Annotated in this window: 10 protein-coding genes; 1 reads left to right on the top strand and 9 read right to left on the bottom strand. The window is 65.3% G+C overall.

Translation table 11 applies throughout. The features are described 5' to 3' along the window. Positions 1–92 precede the first annotated feature (92 nt). The 9 genes from AC3A6I_RS09285 to AC3A6I_RS09245 all read right to left on the bottom strand — a co-directional run bounded on the left by AC3A6I_RS09285 (position 93) and on the right by AC3A6I_RS09245 (position 8,853). Positions 93–482 (bottom strand): RidA family protein, encoded by a 390-nt coding sequence (locus tag AC3A6I_RS09285; RefSeq protein ID WP_487543402.1) that lies wholly within the window; start codon positions 480–482, stop codon positions 93–95. 45 nt (positions 483–527) lie between these two features. Then, positions 528–1,367, bottom strand: a complete 840-nt coding sequence (locus tag AC3A6I_RS09280) for an MBL fold metallo-hydrolase (protein WP_487543401.1) — start codon at positions 1,365–1,367, stop codon at positions 528–530. Next, positions 1,367–2,143, bottom strand: coding sequence for a TatD family hydrolase (locus AC3A6I_RS09275; protein ID WP_487543400.1), 777 nt, complete (start codon positions 2,141–2,143; stop codon positions 1,367–1,369). Before AC3A6I_RS09275 ends, AC3A6I_RS09280 begins: the two co-directional genes overlap by 1 nt. 15 nt (positions 2,144–2,158) lie before the next feature. Next, positions 2,159–3,706 carry a methionine--tRNA ligase gene (metG, locus tag AC3A6I_RS09270; protein WP_487543399.1) on the bottom strand — a complete coding sequence of 516 codons (1,548 nt, stop codon included), beginning with the start codon at positions 3,704–3,706 and terminating at the stop codon, positions 2,159–2,161. Beyond that, positions 3,703–4,728 (bottom strand): AAA family ATPase, encoded by a 1,026-nt coding sequence (locus tag AC3A6I_RS09265; protein ID WP_487543398.1) that lies wholly within the window; start codon positions 4,726–4,728, stop codon positions 3,703–3,705. The genes metG and AC3A6I_RS09265 overlap by 4 nt, the downstream gene beginning before the upstream one ends. Further along, positions 4,729–5,415: a dTMP kinase gene (tmk, locus tag AC3A6I_RS09260; protein WP_487543397.1), complete on the bottom strand. Its 687-nt coding sequence runs from the start codon at positions 5,413–5,415 to the stop codon at positions 4,729–4,731. It abuts the gene before it with no gap. A 164-nt stretch (positions 5,416–5,579) separates the two neighbouring features. Then, on the bottom strand, positions 5,580–6,731 hold the full coding sequence (locus AC3A6I_RS09255) for a D-alanyl-D-alanine carboxypeptidase family protein (RefSeq protein WP_487543396.1): 1,152 nt from the start codon (positions 6,729–6,731) through the stop codon (positions 5,580–5,582). 41 nt (positions 6,732–6,772) lie between these two features. After that, positions 6,773–7,834 (bottom strand): septal ring lytic transglycosylase RlpA family protein, encoded by a 1,062-nt coding sequence (locus AC3A6I_RS09250; protein ID WP_487543395.1) that lies wholly within the window; start codon positions 7,832–7,834, stop codon positions 6,773–6,775. Between the two features lie 323 nt (positions 7,835–8,157). Continuing rightward, positions 8,158–8,853 carry an alpha/beta fold hydrolase gene (locus tag AC3A6I_RS09245; protein WP_487543394.1) on the bottom strand — a complete coding sequence of 232 codons (696 nt, stop codon included), beginning with the start codon at positions 8,851–8,853 and terminating at the stop codon, positions 8,158–8,160. A gap of 163 nt (positions 8,854–9,016) precedes the next feature. Here AC3A6I_RS09245 and metH point away from each other — a divergent pair, with 163 nt between their 5' ends. Continuing rightward, positions 9,017–12,781, top strand: a complete 3,765-nt coding sequence (metH, locus tag AC3A6I_RS09240) for a methionine synthase (protein ID WP_487543393.1) — start codon at positions 9,017–9,019, stop codon at positions 12,779–12,781. Positions 12,782–12,811 lie beyond the last annotated feature (30 nt).

Raw genomic sequence — 12,811 nt, 5'->3', positions numbered from 1 at the left:
CCTCCATTCGCATAATATATATTATGGAACTAGCGCATGTTACGATTTGAACGGATTTCGTTCGTTTCGTTCGTGCCACCAGCTTTTGCCGATCACCGGCCCTTCGGGATTACGGCAGTTGCCGTGATTTCGATACGTAGCCCTTCGGCGATGAGCTCCTTGACCACCACCGTGGCGCGGATCGGATATGGCTTCACCGTGAAGAACTCGGCGTAGACGCGGTTCATGCCCTTGGCGTCGGTCCGGTCGGTCAGGAACACCTGGACCTGCACCAGGTTGGTCAGCTCGCCGCCGGCGGCCCGCACGGCCTGCTGCAGGTTGCTGAGCGCCTGGCGCGTCTGCACTTCGATGTCGCCCTGGACGATGTCGCCGGTCTTTGGATCCTCGGCCACGACGACGATCCACACGTGATCGCCGGCGCGGACGCAGTCGTTGATCGGCGCCGAGGATGGCGCGATGCCGGTGTCGATGACTTCAATCATGCTGCCCGCTCCCTTGCGTTGGGCCGTAGAGTAACGCGAGTGCGCTCAGCGGGGACTGATGATCTCGCCGTTGGTGATGTCGATCTGCAGCCCGTCATAGGCCGGCCGCACGTGGTCCGGCGTCATGGCGTCGGTCTGCACGTAGTCGAGATCGATATGCAGGTTGGTGAGCACGGCGTGGCGCGGCTTCAGGTCCTCGACCAGCTCGAGGGCCTCTGACAGGCTCAGATGGCTCGGATGCGGCGCCGGGCGCAGCGCGTCGAGTATCCAGGTGTCGAGCCCGCTCACGGCCTCGCGCGAGCCATCCGGAATACCGCTCAGGTCGCACGAATAGGCAAAGCCGCCGACACGAAAGCCCAGCGAGGTGATGTCGCCATGCTCCTGCTCGAACGGCAGCACGGTGATCGAACCGCCCGGCCCGTCGACTACCAGCGGCGTGCCGGCCTCGATCAGGTGCTGGTTGAGGATCGGCGGATAGCCGGAGCCCGGCGGCGCCGTGAAGCAATAGGCAAAGCTCGGCACGATGCGGTTGGCGGCTTCGGCGGTGAAGTAGACGTCGACGCGGCGCTTGTTGTTCAGCGCCAGCACACGCAGGTCGTCGATGCCGTGCGTGTGGTCGGCATGCTCGTGCGTATAGAGCACGGCCTCGACGCGATCGACCTCGGCCGACAGCAGCTGCTCGCGCAGGTCGCAGCCGGTATCGACGATGATCCGGGTCGGCACGTCCGAGCCTTCACTGAAGCCTTCGATCAGCAGCGAGCAGCGGCGGCGGCGGTTCTTCGGATTGGCCGGATCGCACACCCCCCAGTGCCCGCCAATGCGCGGCACACCGCCGGATGACCCGCATCCCATGACCGTAGCGACTATACGCGTTGCTTCAGGCATTACGCCTTGGCCTTTGAAAATAATCGATAAAAATTGCTCGTCGTCTCTTCGCCCAGCCGCGCCAGCTCGATGCCGCGCACCTCGGCGACCTTGGCGGCGGTATGCGCCACGAAGCTCGGCTCGTTGGTCGCGCCGCGATGCGGCACCGGCGCCAGATAAGGCGCGTCTGTTTCAACCAGATAACGGTCGGCCGGCACGAGCTTGGCGACCTCGCGGATTTCCTCGGCGTTCTTGAAGGTGATGATGCCGGAGAACGAGACGTAGCCGCCCAGATCGAGCGCCGTACGGGCGAGATCGACGCCGCCGGTGTAGCAGTGGAGGACGAACGGGAAGGCCCCCTGCCCCATTTCCTCCGCCAGAATGCCACCCATATGAACGTCAGCTGAACGGGAATGGATGACGAGCGGCAGCCCGGTTCGGCGTGACGCCTCGACGTGGCGCCGGAAGCCGGTCTCCTGCGCCTCCTTCGGCGCATTGTCGTAGAAGTAGTCGAGCCCAGCTTCACCGATGGCGACGCAGCGTGGATGCTCGCTCAGCCGGATCAGGTCGTCGGCAAAGATGTCGAGCTCTTCGTCGGCATGGTGCGGGTGCGTGCCGACCGAGCACCAGACTTCCGGATGCGCCTCGGCAATGGCAATAATCTCGTCGAAGCGCTTCACCCGGGTCGAGATGGTGACCATGCCGTCGATGCCGGCGGCCTTGGCGCGCTCGAGCATGCCAGCCCGATCGGCGGCGAGCTCGGGGAAGTCGAGATGGCAGTGGCTGTCGATCAGCATCGGTCGGGCCGTCTCTTACGCCGTCTTGGCGTGCTCGAACTTCTTGAACACCGGCTCGGGCGGCGGCAAGGCGGTACCGGCGGGAATGGCCTCTGCGGCAAGCGCATGGCTGAGCAGCCGCTGGTCGGCGGGCACCGCCAGCGCGTCGAGCATCTTGCCCGCCGATTCCGGCACGAACGGCTGCGCGGCGATAGCCGCGCGGCGCACCACATCGGCCGTCGTGGCGAGGATCGTGCCCATGCGCGGCAGGTCGGCCTTCAGCCCCCATGGCGCCTGATCGGCGAAATAGAGGTTGGCGGCATTGAGCAGCGTGGTCAGCTCGCCGGCCGCCTCGTGGATCTGCTGGGTCTGCATTGCCGCATTCATGCGTCCGACCGCAGCGATGGCTTCGGCGACGATCGCCTTGTCGGCCTCGTTCGGCGCCGCTTCCGGCAGCACGCCGGCAAAATTCTTCTGGATCATCGACAGCGAGCGCTGCGCCAGGTTGCCAAAATTGTTGGCGAGGTCGGAGTTGTTGCGGTTGATGAACTTCTCTTTGCCCCAGTCGCCGTCCTGGCCGAAGCTGATCTCGCGCAGGCAGTACCAGCGGACCGGGTCGGTGCCGTAGAGGTCGAGCTGTTCGTGTGGGTCGACGATGTTGCCGACCGACTTCGACATCTTCTTGCCTTCCGAGGTCAGGAAACCATGCGCGAAGACGCGGTGCGGCACGTCGATGCCGGCGCTCATCAGGAAGGCCGGCCAGTAGACGGTGTGGAAGCGGATGATGTCCTTGCCGATGACGTGCAGGTTCGCCGGCCAGTACTTCTTGAACTGCTCCGAACCGCCATCCGGATAGCCGACGCCGGTGATGTAGTTGGTGAGCGCGTCGACCCACACATACATCACATGCCCCGGCGCGCCCGGCACCGGAATGCCCCAGTCGAACGTCGTGCGGCTGATCGAGACATCCCGCAGCCCGGCTTTCACGAAGGCGATGATCTCGTTACGCCGCTCGGCCGGCGCGATGAACTCCGGATGCTCCTCGTAGAGCTTCAGCAACCGGTCCTGATAGGCCGAGAGGCGGAAGAAGTAGCTGTCCTCCTCGACCCAGTTCACCTCGGCCCCGGTCGGCGCGAGCTTCTTGCCGCCTTCGCCGTCGGTGAGCTCGTCCTCGTCGAAATAGGCTTCGTCGCGCACCGAGTACCAGCCCTTGTAGGTCGACTGGTAGATGTCGCCATTATTGCTGGCCGCCATCTTGCGCCAGATCTCCTGGCTCGCCTCGTAGTGGCGCGGCTCGGTGGTGCGGATGAAATCGTCGTTGGAGACGTTGAGCCGCGCTGCCAGCTCCTTGAAGCGGGCCGAGTTCCTGTCGGCGAGCTCGCGCGCGGTGATCCCCTGCGCGGTCGCGGTCTGCACCATCTTGATGCCGTGCTCGTCCGTACCGGTGAGAAAGAAGGTGTCCTTCCCCTCGAGCCGGGCCCAGCGGGCGATGGCATCAGTCGCGATCATCTCGTAGGCGTGGCCGATATGCGGCTCGCCATTGGGATACGCGATGGCAGTGGTGACGTAAAAAGTCTCGGTCATGGTGCGGACTGGGCGACGCTCAATTGGTGGTGTTTCCGGATCGCATCAAGGAGCGCGACCAGGGTCTGCCGCATGTCGAGGTTGTATTCATCGGCATCGGCAAGGGAAAGTTGGGCCTTGTCCCATAGCTCGTTGGCCGAGGCAAGCCGCCGGCGGTCGCCGGAGGCCGCGGCAGTGCGCGCCGCTTCCGCGATCCAGTCGTTGAGGATGTCACGCGCGAAGGCGAGCTCTGCCGAAGCCCGGTCACCACCCAGCGCATCGGCAAGCGCGAGACGCGGCGCGGCGGGACCAGAGGGGTTGGCGAGCCAGGCCTGGAGGTCGGCCAGCGCGCCGCCCTCGCCGAGCAGCATGGCCTCGAACGCCCGCCGCGGCTTGCCACCGGCCAGCGACACGGCGCGATCGATCAGGCCAGCCGGCGCGCCATTGCCTTGCAGCACCGTCCGCACGTCAGCATCGGCCACCGGCCGTAGTGCCACCTGAAAGCAGCGCGACTTGATCGTCGGCAGCAGCGAGCCCGGCCGATGCGAGACGAGGAGGAACGTCGTGTCCGCCGGCGGCTCCTCGAGGATCTTCAACAGCGCATTGGCAGAACTGTCATTGCAGTCGTCGATCGGATCGACGAGCGCGATGCGGTGCCCGGCGCGGCCGCGCGTCATGCGCAGTTCCTCGATGAAGCGGCGGACCTCTTCGACGCGGATGGCGGTGTAGTAGCCCTTGCCGGTCTCGCGCGCCGCCTTGCGCATCACGAACAGGTTCGGGTAGGCGCCAGCGGCGACCTGCGCCGCGATATGCTCGGGGCTCTCGTCGCCGGTATGGGCAAAGATGCGGCGGGCGAGATCGAAGGCCAGCGTCGCCTTGCCGATGCCGCGCGGCCCGTGGATCAGGATGCCGCCCGGCAGCCGTCCGGCCGCCAGCCGCTCGACCAGCGTCGCGATGGCGGCATCGTGGCCGGCAACGGCAGTCTGGAACTCGGGAGGCGGTACGCCCTCGAGCTGGTCGGGCTCGCGTTCGGGATAGTCCAACTAGCTGGCTTTCTGTTCCGTCAGTTCGGGGAAGCGGCGGATGACCGTATCCCAGATTTCCTCTTCCAGCGCATCTTCGGACTGATTGGCCGGCAGCACAACGCAGCGGTCGGAATTGGTGTCGGCGATGGCAAGGAAAGCGGCGCGCAGCCGCTGGTGCCACTCGAGATCTTCCTTCTCGAACCGATCGCCGGTCTCGGCCAGCGCTTTCTCGAGCTCGCGGCTGTTGACCCGGGCGAAGGCGACAGCCGGGTCCATGTCGAGAATGAAGGTGAGGTCGGGCGTATGGCCGTCGAGCGCCAGCGTCTCGAGTCCGCGGATCAGCTTGTCGTCCACCCCGCCGGTGAGCCCCTGGTAGGCGCGGGTCGAGTCGTGGAAGCGGTCGGAGATCACCCACTTGCCGCTCTGAAGGCTGGGCGCGATCAGCGTCGAGACGTGGTCGTAGCGGGCGGCGGCGAACAGCACGGCCTCGGCGCCGGGGCCCCAGCTCTCGGAGCGGCCCTGCAGGATGAAGGCGCGCACCGCCTCGGCCCTCGGTGTGCCGCCCGGCTCGCGCGTGCGCACCGCTTCGATATCCATGCGGTTGAGGCGGACCAGCAGACGCTTGACCTGCGTGGATTTGCCGACGCCTTCACCACCCTCGAAGGTGATGAACTTGGCCGCCGGTTTGGCTGGAAGGTCATTCATTGGTCAGCGTTTCCGGCAATCTTCCAGGCCAAGCGTTTTCTACGGTGCCATCCCAGCGAAAGCTGGGATCCATCTGGCCACAGCGCGGGTGGAAGCTTGGATCCCAGCTTTCGCTGGGATGACAGCCGGTGAATACCACCGTGCCAGTCAAAAGCAGCCCCGGACTACAGCCAGCCGAGCGCCAGTTCCTTGAGCGCGTCGGTCGCCTTGCGGATGATGTCGCCTTCGCCGACATCGGCGCCCGCATAGAGCGGCGTGACCTGTACCACAGCGCCGTTGCACATGACATTGAGCTGAGCCAGCTCCTGGCCTTTCTGCACAGGCGGCATTATCGGCGCCTTGTAGGTCACAGTGGCCTGCGGGCAGTTCTGCGCCCCCTTGGGGATGAACAGGTCGATATTGCCCTTGCCCACCAGCGGCACGGAGCCGGAAGAGCCGCCATAGACATCGGCCTCGGCGATCACCTCGTCCTGCGCGAAGACGGGGATCAGTTCGAAGCCGCGTGTGCCCCAGCTGATCAGCTTGCGGCCTTCCTCGGTGCGCTCGTTCATCGACTTGAGGCCGTGGAGCACCGCAATGAGACGGCGGCCCGAGGCGGCGGTGGAGACCACCTCGCCATAGCCGGCCTCCTCAAGGTGACCGGTCTTCAGCCCGTCGACGCCCAGCCCGAGCTCGATCAGCGAGTTGCGGTTGAGCTGTCTGATCTTGTTCCAGGTGAACTCGGTCTCGGCAAAGATCGGATAATATTCGGGGAATTGCGCGATGATGAAGCGCGCGATGGTCGCGAGGTCGCGTGCCGTCGAATACTGGTTCGGGTCAGGCAGGCCGGTGGAATTGACGAAGCTCGAGCCGGTGAGCCCGATCTCGGCGCCGAGCTTGTTCATCATGGTGGCGAAGGCCGGCTCGCTGCCGGCGATGCCCTCGGCCAGCGCGATGGCGGCGTCGTTGCCCGACTGGATGACGACCGAGCGCACCAGGTCCATCACCGGGACCTTGGAGTTGAGCTCGGCGAACATGGTCGAGCCGCCCGAGGCGGCGCCACCGGTGCGCCAGGCATACTCCGAGATGAAGAACTCGTCGGTCGGCTGCAGCTTTTTCTGCTGGAGCTCGTCGAACACAACGGCGAGCGTCATGAGCTTCGCCATGCTGGCGGGCACCAGCCGCTCGTCGGCGGCCTTGTTGAACAACACGGTGCCGGACTCGTAGTCCATCAGCACGGCGTAGGTCGCCTTGGTGTCGAATTCCTGCGCGCGAGCGACCGAGACCGGCGTCGTAGCGACAATGATGGCTGCCAGAAGGCCCTGGAAGAACCGCATCCCAACCTCTTCCCGCGGCCCTGCCCGGCCGCCACGCCCTTCTAATAAAGCACCAAATCCTTGAGACCAAGTTCGCGGGCAAGCACCATTGCGTCATCGCGGGCGACGCCGGGCTTGAGATGCGTGAGCACCAGCCGGGTCGCATCGGCGCCGGGGACGCGCACGGCTTCCTCGTCGACGGCGCCGAGCATGGCGAAGGCGAGCGCCACGTCATAAGCCCGGGTCTCATCGGTGAAGACGCCAAGCTGCAGCTTGATGGCGCGCTTGTCTTCATCCACCGAGGCGGCCCAGGCATCGAGATCACCCGAGCGCGTCGCCATGGCGTTGACGGCGGCGTGGGCGCTGGAAATGTCCCGATCGGCCGCGCCGCTGTCGGCATAGCCGAACAGGCCGATGAAATCGCCGAGCAGGTCCGGCCGCTCGGCTGGCTGCGGCACCAGCGCCGGAGTGTCGGCCATCGCCAGCATCGTGGTCTGCTGCTCCATGCGCGTCGGCCTGTCGACGCTGGCCAGCAGCATGCGGGTATCGTCGCCATTGAGCGGCGCCGGGCCGATATACTGGACCTGGATGTTGCCGACGCCCCGGTTGGCGTAGCCGAGGATCTCGGCGGTGCGATAGCTCAGGTCCATCACCCGGCCATGCATGTAGGGACCGCGATCGTTGACGCGACAGACAACGGAGCGGCCATTGTCGGTGTTGGTCACGCGGACATAGCTCGGCAGCGGCAGCACCGGGCTGGCGCAGGAAATGGCGGTGGCCGAGAAGATTTCGCCGTTGGCGGTGAGCCGGCCGTGGAAATCGTTGCCGTACCAGGAGGCACTGCCGCTCGCGACATAACCGACTGGGTTGGCGAGCGGCGTGTAGGTTTCGCCGCGCACCGTGTAGGGCTTGCCGACCAGCGCCCTGCCCCCGCCCTTGCGCGGGTTCTTTGCGTTGGTGACGCGCGGACTGGCCGAGACGCCGAACTCTTTCGAGCTGAAGGCGGCGCGCTTCACATGCGGCACGCCGTTGCCGCCACTGCACGCGGCGATGGCCGGGAGCAGAAGTGATGCCAGCACCAGCAGCCGGGCGGCCGCACGAAGGTCGCGAGGGAAAACTGCCAAAGCCGATCAACCCGATAACTAGAGAGGCGCGCACTCTAGGGAGAAGGCGCGCGGAACGCCTCAACACAACCGCATCGTGGTTGCGGCCGGGTTAATTTGAGTCGAATGCGGTGGAATGTGATCGAGGAAGCGTGATGAGCAGCGATGCCGCCACCCCCACGATTGTCATCCCAGCGAAAGCTGGGATCCATCTCGCAGCCCCCAGCTTCTGCTGGGGTGACAGCCGGTGGGTGTGGCATGGTCCGTGCCCCTCCCTGCTCGAGCACTAACCTCTCGGTCGTGATCCGCGGGCTTGACCCGCGGACCCATGCATAGCTGCGGCGCTACCGCGCCAGCCAGTCCAGCAGCGCCTGCGTCACGATATCGGGCTGCTCCGCCAGCGCCATGTGGCCGGCTTTCGGTACTTTCACCAGCCTGGCGTTGGCGATGCCGGCGGCCATCTCGTGTGCCGCCTCGGGCACGGTGATCGCGTCGGCCTCGCCGACCACCACCAGCGTGCGTATGGCGATGCTGCTTAGCTCGGGCCGGGAATCCGGGCGGGCAATGATGGCGTTCTGGTGCCGGACGTAGGTCTGCGGGCCGACGGCCAGCGCCATGCGGGTGTGCAGGGCACGCAGCTCCGCATCGCCCTGGTTGTCGGGATGCACGGCATTGGGAAAGCTCGTCGACACGGCGAGGGCGAACTTGCCCTGCTCCGTCAACGCGATGGCATCGCGGCGCTTCTGCGTCGCTTCGGACGAATCCGGCCGCGCGGAGGTATCGAGCAGCGCCAGGCGCTCGACGCGGTCCCTGGCCTGCCGCAGGATTTCGAAGGCGATGTAGCCGCCCATAGAGAAGCCGACCAGGGCGAAGCGCGGCGGCGCGGCGGCGAGGATCGCCGACGCGATCTCGGCCATGCTGTCACCCCGCACATGGTTGGCAATGGTCACGGGTCCCGCCTGCCACAGGGCCGGCAGCTGGGCGCTGTAGATCTCGGCGGTGCAGTTGAGGCCGGGAACGAGAAGGATTGGAATTGTCATGGGAGCAAGAATCCTGATCGACGCTTTCAGTTGCGGCTCTGGCGACGCAACCGCCTTCCTTGCCCTCGCACTGGCAATCATATAAAGAAATCTTTATATCCTGCCGTGCCAACGCAGTGACGACGTGCCCATTGTGGCGCGAGCAACTCTGGAAAGTCGAGTGATGACCCAGGCTCAACACCTTGAGATCGATAGAAATTCCTTGCCGGACGGCGACGAGGTGCGCAAAGCGCTTACGGCGGCCGCCCAGGAACGCATCCTCGTCCTCGATGGCGCCATGGGCACGATGATTCAGCAGCTCAAGCTGGATGAGGCCGCCTATCGCGGCGAGCGCTTCAAGGATTGGCACAAGGATGTGCGGGGCAATAACGACCTGCTCAACCTGACCCTGCCCGATGCCATCCGTGCCATCCATCTCGAGTATTTCCTCGCCGGCGCCGACATCGTCGAGACCAACACCTTCTCCTCGACCGATATCGTCATGGCCGATTACGGCATGCAGGAGCTCGCCTACGAGCTGAACCTTGCCGGCGCGAAGCTGGCGCGCGAGGCGGCGGAGCTCGCCTTCGAGAAGGACGGCAGGCGCCGCTTCGTCGCCGGCGCCCTCGGCCCGCTCAACAAGACCGCCTCCATGTCGACGGACGTGAACTCGCCGGGTCACCGCGCGATCACCTTCGACGAGATCGTCACCGGTTATTCCGAGCAGATCAACGGGTTGATCGACGGCGGCGCTGACCTCTTGCTGTTCGAGACGATCACCGACACACTCAACACCAAGGCCGGCATCTTCGCCGCCCAGCGCATCTTCGCGGAGCGCGGCTACGAGCTGCCGGTGATGATCTCGGGCACGATCACCGACCTTTCCGGCCGCACGCTGTCCGGCCAGACGCCGACGGCGTTCTGGTATTCGGTGCGGCATGCAAAGCCCTTCACCATCGGACTCAACTGTGCGCTCGGCGCCAACGCCATGCGCGCCCATATCGCCGAGCTGAGCGACGTCGCCGACACCTTCATCTGCGCCTATCCCAATGCGGGTTTGCCCAACTCGTTCGGCGGCTATGACGAAACGCCGGAATTCATGGCCCGGCAGCTCGAGGGCTTTGCGCGCGATGGCTTCCTCAACATCGTCGGTGGCTGCTGCGGTTCGACCCCGGACCACATCCGCGCCATCAAGCAAGCGGTAAGCAAGTACAAGCCGCGCAAGATCCCCGAGGTGCCGACCTTCCTGCGCCTGAGCGGCCTCGAGCCCTTCACGCTCACCGAGGATATTCCGTTCGTGAACGTCGGCGAGCGGACGAACGTCACCGGCTCGGCCCGGTTCCGGAAGCTCATCACCGCCGGCGACTACACCGCCGCGCTCGAAGTGGCGCGCGACCAGGTGCAGAACGGCGCCCAGGTCATCGACATCAACATGGACGAGGGCCTGATCGACTCGGTCGCCGTGATGACGGAGTTCTTGAACCTCCTCGCCGCCGAGCCGGATATTGCCCGCGTACCGCTGATGATCGACTCTTCGAAATTCGAGGTGATCGAGGCGGGGCTCAAGTGCGTGCAGGGGAAGCCGCTCGTCAACTCCATCTCCATGAAGGAAGGCGTCGAGAAATTCCTCGAAACCGCCCGCCTCGTGCGCGCCTATGGCGCCGCGGTGGTGGTGATGGCGTTCGACGAGCAGGGCCAGGCCGACACCTACGAGCGCAAGGTCGAGATCTGCTCGAAGGCCTACAAGCTGCTCACCGAGGAAGTCGGTTTCCCGCCCGAGGATATCGTTTTCGACCCCAATATCTTCGCGGTGGCGACCGGCATCGAGGAGCATGCGGGCTATGGCATCGCCTTCATCGAAGCCACGAAGACAATCCGCCAAACACTTCCGCACGCTCACATTTCCGGCGGCGTGAGCAATCTCAGCTTCTCGTTCCGCGGCAACGAGCGGGTGCGCGAGGCGATGCACTCGGTTTTCCTCTACCACGCCATCCAGGCGGGCATGGACATGGGCATCGTCAATGCCGGCCAACTGGCCGTCTACGACACGCTCGAGCCGAACCTAAAGCAGGCCTGCGAGGACGTGATCTTCAACCTCCGCCCCGACGCGACGGAGCGGCTGCTGGAGATCGCCGAGCAGTTCAAGGGCCAGGCTGGCGGCGAACAGAAGGCCAAGGACCTCAGCTGGCGGAATTCCGCGGTCGAAGACCGGATATCCCACGCACTAGTGAATGGAATAACCGAGTTTATCGACGCCGATACAGAGGAAGCCCGCCAGAAACTCCCGCGCCCGCTCGACGTCATCGAAGGCCCGCTGATGGCCGGCATGGGCGTCGTCGGCGACCTCTTCGGCAGCGGCAAGATGTTCCTGCCGCAGGTGGTCAAGTCCGCCCGCGTGATGAAGCAGGCCGTGGCCCTGCTCCTCCCCTACATGGAGGCGGAGAAGGAGGCCAATGGCGGCGCCGGCGGGCGCTCGTCGGCCGGGAAGATCCTGATGGCGACCGTGAAGGGCGACGTCCACGACATCGGCAAGAACATCGTCGGCGTGGTGTTGAGCTGCAACAACTACGAGATCATCGATCTCGGCGTGATGGTGCCGACGGCCAAGATCCTCGAGACCGCCAAGGCCGAGAAGGTCGACGTCATCGGTCTATCGGGCCTCATCACCCCCTCGCTCGACGAGATGGTGCATGTCGCCGCCGAGATGGAGCGCGAAGGTTTTACAGTGCCGTTGCTGATCGGCGGCGCGACGACCTCGCGCGTCCACACGGCGGTAAAGATCCACCCGCAATACCATGGCGGGCCGACCGTGCACGTCAACGACGCCAGCCGCGCCGTGAACGTCGTGTCGTCGCTGCTCAGCAACGAGCAGCGCCCGGCCTATGTTGAGGACGTGAAGGCCGAGTACGAGAAGCTGGCGGCCCGGCACTACCAGGCCGAGGCGGAAAAGCAGCGCACCAGCCTCGAGGCGGCGCGCGCCAACCGGTTCAAGCCGCAATGGGATGGCTACGTGCCGCCGAAGCCCGCGTTCCTCGGCACGCGGGTGTTCGAGAACTACGACCTCGGCGAGATCGCGAAATATATCGACTGGACGCCGTTCTTCCAGGCCTGGGAACTGAAGGGCCGCTACCCTGCCATTCTCGAGGACGAGAAGCAGGGTCCGGCGGCCCGGCAGCTGTGGGACGATGCCCAGAAGATGCTGCGCGAGGTGCTGCAGAAGAACTGGTTCCGCCCCAAGGCGGTGATCGGCTTCTGGCACGCCAACCAGGTCGGCGATGACATCCGCCTCTATACCGACGAGGACCGCAAGGACCAGCTTGCGACCTTCTTCACCCTGCGCCAGCAGTTGTCGAAGACCAACGGCAAGCCGCACATGGCGCTGGCCGACTTCGTCGCGCCCGAGGGCATCCCCGACTATCTCGGCGGCTTCGTCGTGACGGCGGGGCTCGAGGAGAACCTGATCGCTGAGCGCTTCGAGCGCCGGAACGACGACTATTCGTCGATCCTGATCAAGGCGCTGGCCGACCGCTTTGCCGAGGCTTTTGCCGAGCTGATGCACGAGCGGGTGCGCAAGGAGTTCTGGGGTTATGGCGCCGCGGAGACCTTTCAGCCGCACGAGCTGGCGGGCGAACCCTACAAGGGCATCCGCCCTGCCCCCGGCTATCCGGCGCAGCCCGACCACACCGAGAAGACGACGCTATTCCACCTGCTCAATGCCAAGCAGCGCATCGGCGTCGAGCTCACCGAGAGCTACGCCATGTGGCCGGGCTCGTCGGTGTCGGGCATCTATCTGAGCCACCCCGAGAGCTACTATTTCGGCGTCGCCAAGGTAGAGCGCGACCAGGTCGAGGATTATGCGAAGCGCAAGGGTATGGCCGTGCGCGAGGTTGAGCGCTGGCTCGGCCAGATCCTCAACTACACGCCGAGCTCGGACAAGGGGGCGGCGTGAGCATGTCGGCGTCGCAAAAGGCCCCCTCAC

The organism is Devosia sp. Soil_C_22 (genome assembly GCF_057657195.1).
The sequence above is the reverse complement of the archived record's forward strand: the minus strand, read 5'-3'. Positions and strand labels throughout refer to the sequence as shown.

Excerpts from the sequence above, each read along its gene's own strand:
- AC3A6I_RS09255 (WP_487543396.1), bottom strand. The coding sequence starts at position 6,731 with ATGCGGTTCTTCCAGGGCCTTCTGGCAGCCATCATTGTCGCTACGACG.
- metH (WP_487543393.1), top strand. The coding sequence starts at position 9,017 with ATGACCCAGGCTCAACACCTTGAGATCGATAGAAATTCCTTGCCGGAC.
- AC3A6I_RS09275 (WP_487543400.1), bottom strand. The coding sequence starts at position 2,143 with ATGCTGATCGACAGCCACTGCCATCTCGACTTCCCCGAGCTCGCCGCC.
- metG (WP_487543399.1), bottom strand. The coding sequence starts at position 3,706 with ATGACCGAGACTTTTTACGTCACCACTGCCATCGCGTATCCCAATGGC.
- AC3A6I_RS09280 (WP_487543401.1), bottom strand. The coding sequence starts at position 1,367 with ATGCCTGAAGCAACGCGTATAGTCGCTACGGTCATGGGATGCGGGTCA.
- AC3A6I_RS09245 (WP_487543394.1), bottom strand. The coding sequence starts at position 8,853 with ATGACAATTCCAATCCTTCTCGTTCCCGGCCTCAACTGCACCGCCGAG.
- tmk (WP_487543397.1), bottom strand. The coding sequence starts at position 5,415 with ATGAATGACCTTCCAGCCAAACCGGCGGCCAAGTTCATCACCTTCGAG.
- AC3A6I_RS09285 (WP_487543402.1), bottom strand. The coding sequence starts at position 482 with ATGATTGAAGTCATCGACACCGGCATCGCGCCATCCTCGGCGCCGATC.